Here is a 16,198-nt window from a genome sequence, read left to right on the forward strand (position 1 = left end):
AAACAGCTATAATTCTAGAGAAACAAATGAATCGTTGATGAGGAAAGTACTCCTTGTGCGAGGACGAAAGCGAGTCGGGGACGGTGTGAGCCCGATGCCAAGCCATGTGAGGAAGCGCCCCTCGGAGATGCGACCTGAACATCCAATGAGCCATCATGGGCAACGGATCGTGTAGGGCTATGCCGGGACTGCCCGTTACAGCAGATCAAGCGGTTTTTGCCTTCCAGTTTCATGGGAGGAAAAAACAACAAGAGTGGCACCGCGGGAGTATAACCTCTCGTCTCTTTTTCACAGGAGACGTAGAGGTTTTTTTATTTGAAAGGGGTAGAAATTTAGATGAGCTACAAACACCAAGTCGCTGAAAAGATTGCCGCTGCGCTCTCCTCGATGGGCGTAGACACACTGACAAAAGAAGCCGTATACGGCATGCTGGAAACACCACCAAACCCTGCAATGGGCGATGTGGCTTTCCCTTGCTTCCAATTGGCAAAAGCATTGCGCAAAGCCCCACCGATGATCGCAGCTGAGCTGGCTGGACAGCTCTTTGGTGCACCCTTGCGCGAATCGCAGGCAGTTGGTCCGTACGTGAACCTGTTCCTGGATCAAGAAAATGTGGCAGAGCAAGTAATCGGAACCATCCTTACCCAAGGCAGCACATACGGAAGCAGCAGCATCGGTCAAGGACGCAAAGTACCAATTGACCTCTCCTCCCCGAATATCGCGAAGCCATTTTCCATGGGTCATCTGCGCTCTACTGTAATCGGAAACGCGATTGCCAACATCATGGAAAAGCAAGGCTACGAGCCAGTGCGCATCAATCACTTGGGGGACTGGGGTACGCAGTTCGGTAAATTAATCGTTGCGTATCGCCTCTGGGGTGACGAAGCAAAGGTAAAAGCAGAACCGATCAAGGAGCTGCTCAGCCTCTACGTTCGCTTCCACGAAGAAGTCGAGAACGATCCTACTCTGGAAGACCAAGGCCGTGAATGGTTCAAAAAGCTCGAGGATGGCGACGAAGAAGCACAACACCTGTGGAAATGGTTCCGTGATGAATCCCTCAAGGAATTCATGAAGATCTACGACCTGATGAACGTAGCCTTCGACTCCACCCACGGTGAAGCATTCTACAACGACAAAATGGATCGCGTTGTTACGTTGCTCGAGGAAAAAGGTCTCTTGACTGAATCCGACGGTGCGATGGTCGTGAATCTCGATGAATACAACATGCCGCCATGCCTGATCAAAAAATCAGACGGCGCTACCCTGTACGCAACGCGTGATTTGGCTGCTGCCCTCTTCCGCCACGAATCATACGATTTTGCAAAAGCACTCTATGTCGTAGGAAACGAGCAACGCCTCCACTTCCAGCAGCTCTATAAAGTGTTGGAAAAAATGGGCTATGCGTGGTCCGCAGATATGCACCACATCCCATTCGGCATGATGCTCAAGGACGGCAAGAAAATGTCCACGCGTAAAGGGAAAGTTGTTCTCTTGGAAGAAGTGTTGGCACAAGCCATTTCTGATGTCCAAAAAGTCATCGAAGAGAAAAACCCTACGCTGTCCAATAAAGAAGAAGTGGCTCGTCAAGTCGGGGTAGGCGCAGTTATTTTCCATGACTTGAAAAACTACCGCCTCAATGATGTCAACTTCTCCTGGGAAGAGATGCTGACCTTCGAAGGGGAAACGGGACCATACGTGCAATACGCACACGCGCGTGCATGCTCGCTCTTGCGCAGAGGTGGCTACCAGCCAGCAACGACGGCGAACCTGGCTTCCGGTGCGCTCGACAGCAAAGAGGCTTGGGCAGTGATTACCCTCTTGAACGCGTTCCCAGAGGTAATCGAACGTGCTGCCGATAACTTCGATCCGTCGCAAATCGGCAAGTATGTAATCGACTTGGCGCAAACGTTCAACAAGTTCTATGCGAATGTACGCATCCTGGCTGAGGAAGAAGATGTGAAAGCATCCCGTCTCCAGCTCGTAGCAGCAGTCGTTGCTGTGCTGAAGGAAGGTCTGCGTCTGCTCGGTCTGGCTGCTCCAGAAGAAATGTAAGAAAGAATACGAAAAGCCGGTTGCCTTCCTCGTTGGGGAAGCGCCGGCTTTTTTGATTGTCCCGTGTCATCATCAATCATCTGTGAGATAATGGAGCGATGGCAGATGAAAGAGGTGAGCAACGATGGGAAGAAGTGTACATTTCGGCAAGACGGATTTTACCTTGCGTCTCACTGGCTTGCATACGTTCTTAGCCTTGAAGAGCACGATCACGTTACCGTATCAATCGATCAAGCATGTCGAGGTCGGTTCTTTTGTTCCGCCAAAATGGATGTTGCGCATGCCTGGGACGTCTCTTTCACCTTTGAACATATATGAAGGAAGCTTTCAGTATAAAAATGAATGGTACTTCCTTTCTTTTACCCAGACTGATTCGTTGTTGATTCTAGAAGTAGAGGGTCATGTCAAATATCAGCATGTGATTGTACAGCTGGAAAACCCAACAGAAGTAGCGGCCACATTGAGAAAATACGTACGTGAACAAAAGGCCCCCTAATAAGCGATCACGCTTTCATGGCAAGAAGCCCCGACCTATCAACGTTCGGGGCTTTTTCATTTGCACATGTGAAGTTTACATCGTCAAATTTTCATAAATCACTGACATTCCCATGCCACCTGCCATGCATAGCGTCACCATGCCATACTTCTCGCGTCTGCGCATCATTTCGTTCATCAACGTCACAGTCAGTTTGGCACCAGTGGCTCCCACAGGGTGACCCAAGGCAATCGCGCCTCCATTGACATTCACCTTGCTCGTATCCAACTCCAGGCATTTGATCACAGACAAAGCCTGGGCGGCAAATGCCTCGTTCAATTCGATGAGTCCAATGTCACCCTGCGTCAATCCCGCTTTCTCCAGTGCTTTTTGCGTGGCGGGAACTGGTCCGATCCCCATCACGTCAGGTTCAACTCCTGCGCTGGCAAAAGCCTTAATTTTCACGAGCGGAGTCAAACCCGCTTCCTCCGCCTTTTCACGAGACATCATCAATACAGCGGCTGCGCCGTCATTCATCGGACACGCACTTCCAGCAGTGATGGTCCCTTCTTTTTGAAAAACACTTTTCAGCTTGGCGAGCTCCTCCAGCTTGATATCGTGGCGCACGGATTCATCCTGCGCAAAAACGCGGGTACCTTTACGATCCTTGATTTCAATCGGTACGATCTCACTCTCGAATGTGCCCGCTTTTATTGCTGCTGCTGCTCTTACGTGGCTCTCGTAGGCAAAACGATCCTGCTCCTCACGGGAAATACCGTACTGTACAGCCAGCCGTTCTGCGGTCATCCCCATATGCTCACCCGTCAGCGAGCAGATCAAGCCATCGGACAAGAGAGCGTCCTCCATGGACAAATTGCCGAATTTGCTGCCCCAGCGGTTCTTCACGAGGTAGGGAACACTGCTCATGGACTCCACTCCCCCCGCAATCACCACGTCCTCTTGACCTGCTGCTATGGCTAGCGCACCGTTGCCAATCGCCTTCAATCCTGAACCACACGCTTTGATGACGATGTGACCATAGACATTGCGTGGAAATCCCGCCAGCTGCGAGCTGATACGTGCAGCATTGAGTCCTCCTCCATGTACGTACCCATTGCCAAAAATCACTTCATTGACTTGTTCCTTCGGCAGATCAACCTTATTCATCAAGCCTTCCAATACTTGCCGCCCCAGCTCTGTTGCCGGTACGTCACGCAGGCTTTTCCCAAATGCACCCACAGCACTGCGCACACCCGCGACAATGACCACGTCTCTCATACCCCAGCTCCCTTTCGTTTTTACGCCATTACAGTACACGGTTTAAAAATTCTCTCGTGCGCTCTTCTTTCGGGTTGTTGAAAATTTCTTGGGGTCTTGCCATTTCGATGATCTTGCCTTGATTCATAAACGCTACCCAATCCGCCACTTCCTTGGCAAACCCCATTTCGTGCGTCACGATAATCATCGTCATTCCTTCTTGCGCGAGCTGCTTCATTGTCTCCAGCACTTCCCCTACCAGCTCTGGGTCAAGCGCTGAGGTTGGCTCGTCGAAGAGCATGATCTCCGGTTTCATCGCCAATGAACGAGCAATTGCCACGCGTTGCTTTTGTCCACCGGAGAGGCTGGACGGGTAGGCGTCCGCTTTTTCAGAAAGACCTACCTTCTGCAGCAGCCGGAGCGCTTCCTGCTTCGTTTCTTCCTTGTCCGCTTTCTTCGCAATCAGCGGTGCCTCCATGATGTTTTCCAGTACCGTTTTATGCGGAAACAGATTGAAGTGCTGGAACACCATGCCTACCTTTTGCCGTACTTTGGTCAAGTCATCCTTCTTCGGGTCGATGCTTTTTCCTTCGATATAGATCTCTCCGCCGTCCTTGATCTCCAGAAAATTAATGCATCGAATCAATGTGCTTTTCCCCGATCCACTGGCACCGATCAAGACGACGACCTCGCCCTTTCCGACTCGCAGGGTAACATCCTTGAGAACTTCCACTTTTCCGAAGCTTTTCTTCAAATTTTGCACACGTATCATTTCTCTTTGCTTATCCATCTTCTTTCCCCTCCGCTTTACGCCTCTCCTTTGGCCAGACGCTTCTCCATGATGTGGACCACATACGTAAACGCCATGACAATCACCAAGTAATAGAGCGCCACAATCAAAAAGTACGTCATTTCATCAAATGTTTCCGCAGACAAGCGGCGAGCCAGTGAGAACAACTCATCCATGGCAATGAAAGCGGCCAGAGACGATTCCTTCAAAGACAAAATAAACTGGTTGCCAAGCGGCGGGATCGATCGTTTCATCGCTTGCGGCAAAATAATCCGACGCATGGTCTGACGGGCGGACATGCCCAAAGACAGCCCTGCCTCCATTTGTCCTTTATCAATCGACTGAATAGCGCCCCGGAAAATCTCTGCGATATAGGCTCCGCTGTGAATCGCCAGAGCGAGCGCTGCCGACCAAAATTGACCGAGGTCAATGATTTTGTAAAAGCCGAAATACAAGACGAAAATCTGCACGATCAGCGGCGTGCCGCGAATGATCATGATGTACGCATTGGCTACGAAACGTGCAATGGGAAGCTTGGATACCTTTAACAAGGCGACAAACAATCCGATAATTGATCCTACGATAACGGAAGCGACTGTCAGCTGAAACGTCAGCAGCAACGGCTTCCAAAAAAACGGCAATGTCCGGAAAAACTCTTCTGTCAGATGGGCAAAACTGGGCACTTGATGCCACCCCTCACTCGTATTGGAATTTATCTGTCAAACCAACTCACTATTCAGCTTTGCTAATGTCGCGATTAAAGTACTTTTCGCTCAATTTGACGTAGGTTCCATCTTCCATCATTTGCTTGAGGACTTCGTTGATCTTGTTCAGCAATTCCGTATTTCCTTTGCGCACTGCGATTCCATGCTTGACTTCCGAGAGTGGCGACCCGCTTTTCTTGAGCTTCAAGCCTTGCGCAATGGCAATCTCCCCTACGACGCTGTCTGTAATCACGACATCGTGTTTTCCCTGCTCCAAGGCACGCAGAGCCGTTACATCGCTGTCATACGTTTTGATGTTATCCGTATACTCCCTCGCCATCTTTTCGTGTGTAGTGCCGAGTGCGACTGCCACTTCCTTGCCTTTTAATCCTTCCAGCGTGCTAATAGTCCCATCCGGGCGAACGAAGAGTTGACCACCTGACAAGTAGTACGGGTCGGCGAAGTCAACCTGCTGCTTCCGCTCTTCTGTAATCGCATGGCTGGCAATCGCCGCATCGTAGCGGCCTTCCTTTACTCCTGCGATAATGCCGGAAAAAGGCGACGTGACTGGCTTTGGCTCAAGCCCCAAGCGCTTGGCGATCTCATTGCCGATCTCGACATCAAATCCGGTCAATTGACCATCCTTGAAGTAGCTGAATGGCTGATATTCACCGGAAGCCGCGTATACAAATACGCCTGCCTCTTTTGTCATGGACGATGCATTTCCAGCAGTAGCCCCACCCGCTTGACCTCCCGCACTGTTATTAGAAGCGCCTTGGCTACATCCGCTTACTAGTAGTGACAACGAGAATACGACTCCTGCGATTGTTTGGATTGTCTTCTTCATCTGTTCCATCCCCCTGTTCTAAATGTTCGCGCTTACATTTTTCATTACTCTACCATTTGTAAATTTTCTGAAATCATTAGAGGTGCCCCGGTATTCGTAATAACATTTTCCAAGGTGTATGGGTACATTACCTCTGTCAAAAGCAAGCCTCTTTGTGTGACCTCGATAACGGCCCTCTCGGTGATAATGAGATCGACGCAGCCCTTCGCCGTCAGTGGCAATGTGCACTCCCTGCGAATTTTTGGCTCACCTGCCTGATTGACATGGCTCATGAGCACAATCACTTTCTTGGCGTAATAAGCCAGCTCCGCTCCTCCGCCAATTCCATGAACACGTGAGCCAGGAACAATCCAGTTTGCCAGATCTCCTCGGCGATTCACCTGCAAAGCCCCGATAAACGCTGCATCCAGCTTTCTTCTTCGGATCATGCCATACGCTATGCTGCTGTCGAAGTACGATGCCCCCGGTACAACGGTAACAGGTGCTCCACCCGCATTGGAAATATGCTGGTCCTCTTCTCCCTTTAACGGCGTAGGTCCGACTCCCAAGATTCCATTCACCGAGTGAAACATGACTTGCCATTCATGCGGGATAAAATCAGCGACGAGCTCAGGTATCCCAATCCCCAAGTTCACTGCCATTCCGGGAGCGACCTCTTTGGCTGCACGCCACGCAACCATATTTCGCTGATCCATTTCCAACCCCATTAGCTGTTTCCTCCGCCACGAACCACGATATAATCCACAAAAATGCCAGGCGTCACGATTTTATCCGGGTCCAGCTCTCCTGCGGGAACGATCTCCTCCACCTCAGCGATCGTGATATCTGCGGCCATCGCTACGAGCGGATTCAGATTTCTTGCCGCCTTGTCATAAATGAGATTCCCGTAGGTGTCCGCCTGTTTCGCATAGACGATCCCTACCTCCGCTGTAAGGGCGGCTTCAATCTGACAAGTTCTTCCGGCAAAGGCAAACGGCTCTGCTCCTTCCATTCGCTCTCCTCCCACATGCGCGTCCACAACGATTCCTGGAATACCAACACCTCCTGCCCGAATCTTTTCTGCGAAAATTCCTTGTGGACAGAATGTCACTTCCAGCTTTCCGTCCATCATCTGTTGACCTGCCTCGGGATTGGAGCCAATATGTGTGGTAATCAGCTGCCTCACCCGTCCATGACTGATCAGCTTTCCGATTCCGATTTCCGGATACCCCGCATCAATTCCGATGAGTGTCAAGCTTTGCACGCCTTTGTGCAAGATCGCATCAATCAAGTGTGCCGGGGAGCCAATCGTGCCGAATCCGCCATACATCAGCCGGGTGCCATCCAGAACATGCTCCACTGCTTGTTCGTGCGTCACCAGTTTTGATAACATCGCATGCATTTCCTTATCTCTTATTCTTGGGTAAATCGCTTACGTCCAACTATGTAATAGCAACTCTTGTGCCAAGCCTCAAAACGGCAAGAATACGCAATCAAGCGAAAAGCAATTCCTTATTGCTGAGTCGAAGTAGACTCACATTTGAATCGAAAAGTAGGAAAAGTCTAACTTTTTGCTTGAGTCTATTTCGACTCAACTATTTTTAATTTCGATTCACTATACAACGATCAATTTGATCTTGTACAATCAGTTGAAAAACCGGGGAGCTACTCAACATGGAAAAAGCTGCGGAGATACTAGCACTGTCTTCTGTTGATCGTTTTATTGACATCCTGAACACACTTGCAGATGGCATATTCATTGCTGATGCGCAGGGAACTACTTTATGGTTAAACAATGCCAGTGAAAACCTGTGTGGTCTACCAAAAGCCGAACTCATCGGACAAAACGTATCCGACCTCGAAGAAATGGGGATTTTCAGTCCTTCTGTCACCCGCTTGGTTTTGGAAACAGGAAAACCGACCACAACCATTCAGCTCGTCAATAAGAAGGGGAAATTTCTGGTGACCGGACATATCATCCCGGATGAGGATGGGAGACCAGAGCTGATCGTTTCCCACTCACGAGATATCACGGAGGCAGCCCGTGCCAGTTCGCAACTGGAAGAGACTGTCGCTTTGCTAAAGCGGTACAGCGAAGAAATCCAGCTCATGAAGTGGGAAGCGAGCCAGAGCTCCTCCCAAACCTTGATTGGCAACAGCCGTTCCTATCTCGCCCTGCTGGAGTTAATGAAAAAAGCAGCCCCTGTCGACACGACCGTGTTTATTACAGGTGAAACAGGCGTAGGAAAAAGCTATCTTGCGGAGCAAATCCACCAGTTGAGCGAACGAAGCAGCGGGCCGTTCGTCCACGTCAACTGTAGCGCCATTCCCGAAACCTTGATCGAGTCAGAGCTGTTCGGCTACCACAAAGGGGCATTTACGGGGGCGAGTCACTCGGGGAAAATCGGATTAGTGAAGATGGCGGACAAAGGGACGCTTTTCTTGGATGAAATCAGCGAGCTTCCCTATCACTTGCAATCGAAATTATTGCTGCTCCTGCAAAACAAAACGTTTATGCCGATCGGCGGCACGAAAACATATACAGCTGACATCCGCATCATAACGGCAACCAATGCCAACCTCCAGGAACTCGTACGGTTGGGCAAATTCAGACACGACCTGTACTATCGCCTTAATATTTTGCCAATCAATGTTCCGCCATTACGGGAGAGAAAGGACGATATTTTCCCGTTACTGCACCACAATCTACAACGATTCAATAGCAAGCATAACCAGAAACGACGTTTTTCCCCGGAAGCGCTGGATGTTTTGCATCAATACGAGTGGCCTGGGAATGTGCGGGAGTTGGAAAATTTGGTAGAGAGGATTGTCATCACGTCGAAGCTGGATGAAATCCAAGTCAGTGATTTGCCAGAAGAGCTGCGGAGTATTCGTGAGCTGGAGGACGGTATTCTCTCACTTGGTTCTCTTTCTCTTACAGAGCGGATGGAGAAAATCGAGATGGAATTTATTTTGCAAGCATTGCGCACGCATAAAACGACTCGCAAAACAGCAGCGTCCCTCGGCATAACCCAGTCCCTGCTTATGCGGCGGATTAAAAAGTATGGGATTCAGCTGGAATCTGAGGACGAGTGAGTCAGCATAGTGGAGGAGAAGAAAAAGCGCAGTTCTCTTCGACTCTGACACGCCCGCAAGGGGGATTGGCTGTCCGTCTCCACTTCAAAAAGGGGACCGTCGAGCCAAAGCCACCCTACGGGCGGATGCTTCTCAGGGAAGAAGTGTTCGACAAGCGTGGTCCCCTTTTTGAAGTTCCGACTGGGTAGGCGTTGTCAAGGTCTACGAGTCCTGCGCTTTTTCTTCTCACCAGCTTTGGCGGTTCATCGTTACCTTTTAAACGTAAGATCCTCGTCAGTATTAACTGAGGGAAAAACTTCACAATGCCCAATGCTACAGCTTATCATCCGTATATATTTCTTAATGGCATAAAAAAGGAGCGCTACCTCGCAGCGCTCCTTTTCGTTCTTGAATTATTCCTCAATCTTCTTCGCTTTTTTGCCAAACCACGTATTTGCAACCAGCTCGACTACTTGCTTCGGCAATGATTGCGGTGCTTGTATTTCCGTTCCAGCCTTGTCCACTGTGCGATACAGCAAAGCCTTGTCATCTGCTGGGTCAGACATGGTTTGCAGTGTCCATTCGCCGATTTGTCCGGCGTTTGTCCACTCCTCGATCATCAGCTGATATTCCCCCGGAGCCAGCTCGATGTAATCCTCGTCTGTCACATCCACAATCGCATATCCATCATGCTCGATTTCAGCATCGTATGTATTTCCGTTCGCCGCTTCGTACAGAGCGAGCTCCTCCGGGTTATTCAAGTTTTCTGTAAGATGAGTAAAATCCGCAATTGTCACCTTAATACGCTTTTTCATAGGTACCCCTCCCGTGTTGAACACATCATTTCACACTCTACCACAACATGGTCAGCCCTGCCAATTGTCTCGAAGCAGACGAACATGTTTGATCTCTTCGCTATGTCCCCCTTCTGAGCCTCTCGCCGTTTCCAGAACGATGGGAAGTCCTTGCAATTCAGGTGTTTGCAAAAAAGCGGCAATGGATGCATCACCGATCATCCCTTTTCCGATGGAGGCATGCCGGTCTCGAAAGGAACCACTCGGATAAACGGAATCGTTCAGATGAACGGCACGCAAGCTCGTAAAATAATCGAGCTCTCGCATCCGATCGGCTACTTCCCCCCAATCATTCCCTTTCCACAATCCGCTGGCAAATGCATGACACGTATCCAGGCAAAAGCCTACCTTCTGTGGCTCCGCAAATAATTGTCGAACCTGCGTAAGCTCTTCGAGTGTCGTGCCCATGCGGTTGCCTTGTCCGGCATTGTTTTCGATTAACAGCTGGGCTTTTCCATTCCAGTCATCCAATATTTGATTGACCATCTGGATCATGATTTTGTAACCAGTAAGTACATCATCACCTTTATACTGGCCAAAATGAACGACCACGCCCAACGCTCCACAAGCTTCGGCAATTTCAAGGTCATTTCGTACGGAGCCCACTGTGACGGCGAATAGCTCCTGCTCCTCGACGCAAAGATTCACCGGGTATGGCGTATGAGCGATCGACAGCATGCCGTTTTGCTGACAAAAAGCGCGACACCGCTCTGCATCCCGGGCATCGAATTGCTTAACACCTAAGCTTCGCGGGTTTTTCGGGAAAAATTGAAAGGATAACGCGCCTTCTTTGTATGCAGTTCTCGCCGCCTCCTCGTACCCATGACGAATACTGACATGACAACCGATTTGCAAGGTATTCACTCCCCTCACTCGCTTCCTATTATTTTTCCCTCTGTCCCTTCTTCTCAATCGAACACTTGCGCTTCTCTGTCAGATCGAATAAACTAAAACTAAACCGAACGTTCAGTCTAGAAGAAGGAGCATTTATCAAATGTCAAAGCGTCGTCTCGATGGGGAGAAAACCAAACAACATATCGTAGAGAAAGCCACCGAGTTATTTTCTCAGAAAGGCTATTCAGCCACTTCCATTGAGGACATTTGCCAAGCAACTGGAGCGAGTAAGGGCAGCCTCTATTACCACTTCAAAAACAAAGAGCAGTTGTTCCTGCATTTGCTTGAAAAGCAGTACAACGAATGGGTAGATCTGTGGCAGGAAAAAGAAAAAGAATACGAGACATCCATCGATAAACTGTACGGCTTAGCTGCTTTTTTCTTGGAGGATTTTTTGTCCCACCCTCTAAAAAAAGCAGGCGAAGAGTTCTCCGGCAGCCAGCTCGCCGATCCAGTCATTTTGGAACAAGTGCTGGAAATGCTCGGCTCCACCTATACCCTCTATACTTCGCTCTTCCAAGAAGGAATCGACCGAGGCGAATTCGCCCCATGCGATCCCGAAGAAATGGCGATGATACTGGAAGGTCTCATGAACGGAATCATTAACGTAGGTTATCAGATGGAAGACGAGCGTCTTCATGCTCTGTTGAAAAGGAGCATTGACGTTTTGCTGCATGGCATTATTGCCAAGTAGCATTTTTTTCACCTTTAATTAGACCGGACGTTCGGTACAATTTTTTCGGGAGTGAAATGACCTATGAAAGGTCTTTGGGGAAACAAAGTTTTTCTCACCGTTTTTATTACGGATACATTAGAAAATATCGGTATATGGATTCGTAACATGGCCTTGCTCTACTATGTGATGGAGACGAGCGGCAACAATCCGACCGCCGTATCGCTCTTGACTGCTATCGAACTTGCGCCGATCTTGGTTTTTTCAATCATTGGCGGGGCGCTGGCTGATCGCTGGAATCCGAAGCGAACGATGATAGCCGGGAACCTGTTAAGCGCTCTCTCTGTTCTGGTTATCGTGTATTTGCTCTGGCAAGGGATGTGGGTCGCTGTATTCTTTGCGACATTTATCTCAGCTGTCGTGTCGCAGTTCTCCCAGCCTTCGTCTGCCAAGATGATGAAGCGTCATGTTCCTGATGAGCATGTTGCAGCAGCTGTGTCTATTTCACAAAGTACGGGTTCTATTTTTCTACTGGTTGGCCCGATTGTCGGTACTTTCTTCTTTGAACATTGGGGCATCTACCCTTCCCTGTTAACGATGGCCGGCCTGTTCTTCGTCTCGGCACTGATTCTCTTGACACTTCCCCCTTCAACTGCCAGTACAACAGAAGAAGGCGGAACTCTCCTTTCTGAGATTAAAGCAGGCTTCTCCTATGTAAAAAAGCGACCTGCCTTGAGCGGAGTAGCGATTACCTTTGCATGTTTGGGGTTATCCTCGGGGTTTATTAATTCGCTAGAGGTATTCGTCGTCACGGATCGTCTTTTACTCTCCAAAGAAGCCATTCAATGGTTTACTGCTTTAGACGGATTGGGGATGCTGTTAGGCGGCATTTTGGCTTCCATTTACCTCGATCGCCTGAATGGTCGCTGGGTTATTACAGGTGGATTAATCTTCTTCGCTCTCTCCGTCGCCGTAGAAGTTCTCTCTGTATGGGTATACGTAACCGCAGCGATGCGCTTTTTCACCGGAATTGGAATGGCATTTTTACAGATCGTGATCAGTACGTTCATGATCAAGCTCGTTGATGAAGCGTTCATCGGACGGGTGAATGGAACGATTTCACCGCTCATGATCGGACTCATGATGGTCGGTTCTTTTTTGGCAGGTCCACTCATGCAGATAACTTCGTTGATCACGGTTTTTCTGATAGCATCCGTAATCATTTTGCTCGCTGCATGGGGATGTGCACGAATCAAGTGGGATTCGCCAGAGGTTGCACAAGTTGGGGCTAACCATCTGCTCGAACACAAACAAGCGCAACCTTTATCTTGAGGGAGCTCAATCAAGAAAAAGCTGTCCACCAAGCGGACAGCTTTTTCTGGCAAAATGCTATGTTTTCACAATCAGCAGTGGTGTTTTCGTACGATGAATGGTTTTAAATGTAACACTACCAAGCAGCGTGCCTGCAACTGCACCTTGGCCATGATGACCGAGCACAACCAGTCCAGCATCGATTTCTTCAGCCGTCTGGCGGATCACAGTAGCTGGATCTCCAACCACGACCTTGCTTTCAAAAGGAAGCGATGCAGCTTCAAGCATCTCCTCGCAAGGTTTTAACGTTTCACGTCCCCAACCTTCGAGTGTATTCATGTTATCCCAGCCTACGCCATATACACCTGCGTATGTGACTGGTGGGATGACAACGGACAGGAGCGTATACGATACATCCGGGAGGTGTTGACCCATCTCGATGGCTTTTTTCGCTGCTTCCATCGAATGGTCGGAGCCATCTACTGCAATGAGTACTTTATTCCAAGGGAAGCGGCTCTCATCTGTCTCCTCCGCAATGAGGAATACCGGGACTTTGACATCGTGGAGTGTCGGATAGCTGACGCTCTGCAACAGGAAGCCTGTGATGCGACCGTAGCCATGTGTTCCCATTACGATGGCAGCATAGTCATTCGCTGCGTGCTTCGCAATGACTTCATGCGGCTCTCCGAACTCAATCTCCAGTTCATACGTGATACCGGCTTCTTCAACGATCGACAGGAATTTTTTCAGGTCTTCTCTTGCTTCATCCAATTGATAATCTTCTACGACATCTCGTCCCAACCTTCTGACAACATTACGTGAAGGGAACGGCGAAATGGCATGAAGCAATGTGATATCATGCTTATTTTTGGCGTAGGCCAACGCAAAGCGGACCGCCTGAATGGACTGCGCTGAGAAATCGACAGGGACTAGAATACGGGACATAATGACACGTCCTTCCTCTTTTTCATCTGGCAAATGTGGTAAAGCTCTATGTATCCATCTGCCTTGAGTCCATTGTAGCCCTGTGAGCCCTACGTGTATGTAGGGGTTTTCCCTGATCTTGGTAGGGATATTCCCTGATAGGGAGTCTTATTCTTTCAATGCCCTAGTCCATGACAGCTGTGATAAAAATAGTAGGCTTTTCACTCAAATCAATGTCCGTGATCTCATGATCATCCACCATCCGCCGATTCGCCTGCTGGTCTCTTCGAATGACCCGAACGACTGGACGCGAAGGCAAGCCTCTATTTTGATCAATGATCACACCGATTTCTCCTGTCGAGAGCTTCAGAGAGGTTCCTGTCGGGTACATGGCAATCGAGCGCAAAAAATGAATGACCATTTTATGATCAAAGCGTTTCTCCGCGAGTCCCATAACTTTTTCGCAAGCCTCATACGCAGGCAACGTCTCTTCTTCCTCTGAAAAAGGCGAGATGAGATTATCATAGTAGTTACAAATCGCAACAATCTTGGCGAAATCATGAATCTCATCGCCAGTCAGTCCTCGTGGCTGCCCACTGCCATCCACCCATTCATGATGCTGCAAAGGAACGTGTGCGGAGACAATGCTCATCTCATGTTTTTTTCGCAACAGATCAAAGCCCAGCCACGTATGATGATTGGTTTTGCTGTTCTTTTTGTAGGCTGGTGCTTCCTTGTCGACTGACAGCTTTCCAATGTCATGCAAAAGGGCTCCGATGGCGAGCTCTTTTAATTGAGCCGTATTATAGCCTAATCCTACGCCCATTACTGTCGCCATCATGCACACATTCAAAGAATGAATGTACATCGCGTTGTCGGTCGTGCGAATTTCTCCCAGATTCAAGAGCACGCGACGATTTTTCAAGGTTTCGTCGATGATACTTCCCACTGATTTTTGAATGCCGCGGACATCAAAATTTTTTCCAGACTGCACACACGAAATCGCTTGTGACAGATTGCGGATTGCGTCCTTCCGTGTGGTATCCGTGACGACCTCCTGCTCTTTCACTTCATCGAGCAGCGGGTCTTTGATGCTTAACATCGTGACGCCAAACCGACGCAATTTATTAATCATTCCGACAGTCAGCTGGACACCTGCATGCAAGAGCGTCAAGCCCTCACTTGTATAAATGCTTCGAGCCAAAACGTCTCCTGGCTCAACTAGGTCTACATTCACATATTTCATGGGGTCTTTCCTCCTGATTCCATCCTCCCCTGATGCTTCTTCCCTATCTTCGCTTTGGAAAAACCTGTTTCACATGTTTTTGCCGAAAAAACATCCGCGGGACAGATGTCTCCTCAATTTTCAGCTGTTCCTGCCAAGACCAAGCCATGTACAAAGTCCAGAAAATTGGGTACGTGCATTCTGGTAGCCTTGTCTGTAATAATGCTCGAGCTTCTCTTCTTGTCGTTCAAAACCTCTTAGAAAGGTACCTACTGGAGGTGCGATGACAAACGCTCTGCCTTCCTTCTGCATCTCTTTGACCTGCTCGATAGCCTCGTAATAGATGCGAAAATGACGAGAATGCTTGGCACAGGCGCGTACTTCTGGAAAAAAGACGCTCGACACGCGAAAGCTTGCGCATCCACTCACCTGGCGGACAAGAAGAAGTAAGCACAATAATATGTTTTTGATTGCCATCTAGGATGGACTTCATGAAAGGTACCGGATGTGCGATGCCTCCATCCCATAGCTTACGTCCGTTGATCGTAACCTTGGGTGATAGAAACGGAAGACTGCAGGAAGCCCGAATCACTTGAAAAATATCCTCACAGTCGTCTTTCGCAAAGTAAACGGCTTCCCCTGTCGCGCAATCCGTCGTGACGACGAGCTACTTCCTCCCTGCAAAACGAGCCCGACCTTTTCCATACCAATCACCCATTTTGATGTCGTTTATCCGTAGTATGAATGGTATCCCACTGAATCATGCAAAGCAGGATCGCGCCAATCAAAAAACGACCCTCAACGGGGTCGCCACTCAATCGTCTTTTTTCATCATGCTGTACTGATCACGGACCATCGTTACGTTTTCCTCTTGCTGTGTCAACTCCAGCTTATAGAGGATATCTGCTAGGACCGCTGCATAGATCAAGGTTAATTCCCCGGTATTAACCGGCTCACGAAAGTAGCTTCCGATCATCTCATAGCCTTTTCGCTTATAGGATTCGGTATCTTCCTCTTCCAGTGCTTCACATAGCTCTCCAATCAGATCATCCAGTGCCAGCCTTGCACGCTCATAAACATCTGGCTGGTCATGTGATAAAGCGTCTGACTCTTTAGTCGTACCCAATTGCCCTCTCCT

General features: G+C 49.0%; 17 protein-coding genes. 5 read left to right on the forward strand and 12 right to left on the reverse strand.

What is annotated here, in order from left to right; genetic code table 11:
* Nucleotides 1-336 precede the first annotated feature (336 nt).
* Nucleotides 337-2,052 carry an arginine--tRNA ligase gene (gene argS, locus EL268_RS18445; protein ID WP_106652809.1) on the forward strand — a complete coding sequence of 572 codons (1,716 nt, stop codon included), beginning with the start codon at nt 337-339 and terminating at the stop codon, nt 2,050-2,052.
* 124 nt (nt 2,053-2,176) lie between these two features.
* Nucleotides 2,177-2,548: a hypothetical protein gene (locus EL268_RS18450; protein ID WP_106652808.1), complete on the forward strand. Its 372-nt coding sequence runs from the start codon at nt 2,177-2,179 to the stop codon at nt 2,546-2,548.
* 75 nt (nt 2,549-2,623) lie between these two features.
* Here the strand turns inward: EL268_RS18450 and EL268_RS18455 are convergent, their stop codons facing one another.
* Genes EL268_RS18455 through EL268_RS18480 form a run of 6 tightly spaced genes read right to left on the reverse strand, consistent with a single transcriptional unit; the run spans nt 2,624 to nt 7,497 of the window.
* Nucleotides 2,624-3,805, reverse strand: a complete 1,182-nt coding sequence (locus EL268_RS18455; protein WP_106652807.1) for a thiolase family protein — start codon at nt 3,803-3,805, stop codon at nt 2,624-2,626.
* 28 nt (nt 3,806-3,833) lie between these two features.
* Nucleotides 3,834-4,574 carry an amino acid ABC transporter ATP-binding protein gene (locus tag EL268_RS18460; RefSeq protein WP_106652806.1) on the reverse strand — a complete coding sequence of 247 codons (741 nt, stop codon included), beginning with the start codon at nt 4,572-4,574 and terminating at the stop codon, nt 3,834-3,836.
* A gap of 17 nt (nt 4,575-4,591) precedes the next feature.
* Nucleotides 4,592-5,257, reverse strand: coding sequence for an amino acid ABC transporter permease (locus EL268_RS18465; protein WP_106652805.1), 666 nt, complete (start codon nt 5,255-5,257; stop codon nt 4,592-4,594).
* A gap of 49 nt (nt 5,258-5,306) precedes the next feature.
* Nucleotides 5,307-6,125 carry an ABC transporter substrate-binding protein gene (locus tag EL268_RS18470; RefSeq protein WP_106652804.1) on the reverse strand — a complete coding sequence of 273 codons (819 nt, stop codon included), beginning with the start codon at nt 6,123-6,125 and terminating at the stop codon, nt 5,307-5,309.
* Nucleotides 6,126-6,169: 44 nt separating this feature from the next.
* The gene (locus EL268_RS18475; RefSeq protein ID WP_106652803.1) at nt 6,170-6,832 is read right to left on the reverse strand and encodes a 3-oxoacid CoA-transferase subunit B; all 663 of its coding nucleotides are present in this window, start codon (nt 6,830-6,832) and stop codon (nt 6,170-6,172) included.
* Nucleotides 6,832-7,497: a CoA transferase subunit A gene (locus EL268_RS18480; RefSeq protein ID WP_106653144.1), complete on the reverse strand. Its 666-nt coding sequence runs from the start codon at nt 7,495-7,497 to the stop codon at nt 6,832-6,834. Before EL268_RS18480 ends, EL268_RS18475 begins: the two co-directional genes overlap by 1 nt.
* A 281-nt stretch (nt 7,498-7,778) precedes the next feature.
* Between EL268_RS18480 and EL268_RS18485 the strand changes: the two genes are divergently transcribed.
* Nucleotides 7,779-9,200 (forward strand): sigma-54 interaction domain-containing protein, encoded by a 1,422-nt coding sequence (locus tag EL268_RS18485; RefSeq protein ID WP_106652802.1) that lies wholly within the window; start codon nt 7,779-7,781, stop codon nt 9,198-9,200.
* 392 nt (nt 9,201-9,592) lie between these two features.
* Here the strand turns inward: EL268_RS18485 and EL268_RS18495 are convergent, their stop codons facing one another.
* Nucleotides 9,593-9,994: a hypothetical protein gene (locus EL268_RS18495; RefSeq protein WP_017247868.1), complete on the reverse strand. Its 402-nt coding sequence runs from the start codon at nt 9,992-9,994 to the stop codon at nt 9,593-9,595.
* 51 nt (nt 9,995-10,045) lie between these two features.
* Nucleotides 10,046-10,888 (reverse strand): deoxyribonuclease IV, encoded by an 843-nt coding sequence (locus tag EL268_RS18500; protein ID WP_106652800.1) that lies wholly within the window; start codon nt 10,886-10,888, stop codon nt 10,046-10,048.
* A gap of 139 nt (nt 10,889-11,027) precedes the next feature.
* Here EL268_RS18500 and EL268_RS18505 point away from each other — a divergent pair, with 139 nt between their 5' ends.
* Both EL268_RS18505 and EL268_RS18510 read left to right on the forward strand, forming a co-directional pair.
* Complete coding sequence (locus EL268_RS18505) at nt 11,028-11,621, forward strand: TetR/AcrR family transcriptional regulator (RefSeq protein WP_106652799.1); 594 nt, start codon at nt 11,028-11,030, stop codon at nt 11,619-11,621.
* 63 nt (nt 11,622-11,684) lie between these two features.
* Entirely contained in the window at nt 11,685-12,932 is a 1,248-nt protein-coding gene (locus tag EL268_RS18510) for an MFS transporter (protein WP_106652798.1), read from the forward strand.
* A 57-nt stretch (nt 12,933-12,989) separates the two neighbouring features.
* Here EL268_RS18510 and EL268_RS18515 read toward each other — a convergent pair whose 3' ends face one another.
* From EL268_RS18515 to EL268_RS18530, 4 genes are all read right to left on the reverse strand, one after another.
* Nucleotides 12,990-13,856, reverse strand: a complete 867-nt coding sequence (locus tag EL268_RS18515) for a universal stress protein (RefSeq protein ID WP_106653143.1) — start codon at nt 13,854-13,856, stop codon at nt 12,990-12,992.
* 163 nt (nt 13,857-14,019) lie between these two features.
* A complete protein-coding gene (locus EL268_RS18520; RefSeq protein ID WP_106652797.1) occupies nt 14,020-15,081 on the reverse strand; it encodes an HD-GYP domain-containing protein in 1,062 nt (353 codons plus the stop codon).
* A gap of 120 nt (nt 15,082-15,201) precedes the next feature.
* Nucleotides 15,202-15,537 (reverse strand): DUF6363 domain-containing protein, encoded by a 336-nt coding sequence (locus EL268_RS33420; RefSeq protein WP_232030619.1) that lies wholly within the window; start codon nt 15,535-15,537, stop codon nt 15,202-15,204.
* Between the two features lie 337 nt (nt 15,538-15,874).
* Nucleotides 15,875-16,186, reverse strand: coding sequence for a hypothetical protein (locus EL268_RS18530; protein WP_106652796.1), 312 nt, complete (start codon nt 16,184-16,186; stop codon nt 15,875-15,877).
* Nucleotides 16,187-16,198: the final 12 nt, after the last annotated feature.

This window comes from Brevibacillus brevis (assembly GCF_900637055.1).
Lineage (GTDB): Bacteria > Bacillota > Bacilli > Brevibacillales > Brevibacillaceae > Brevibacillus > Brevibacillus brevis.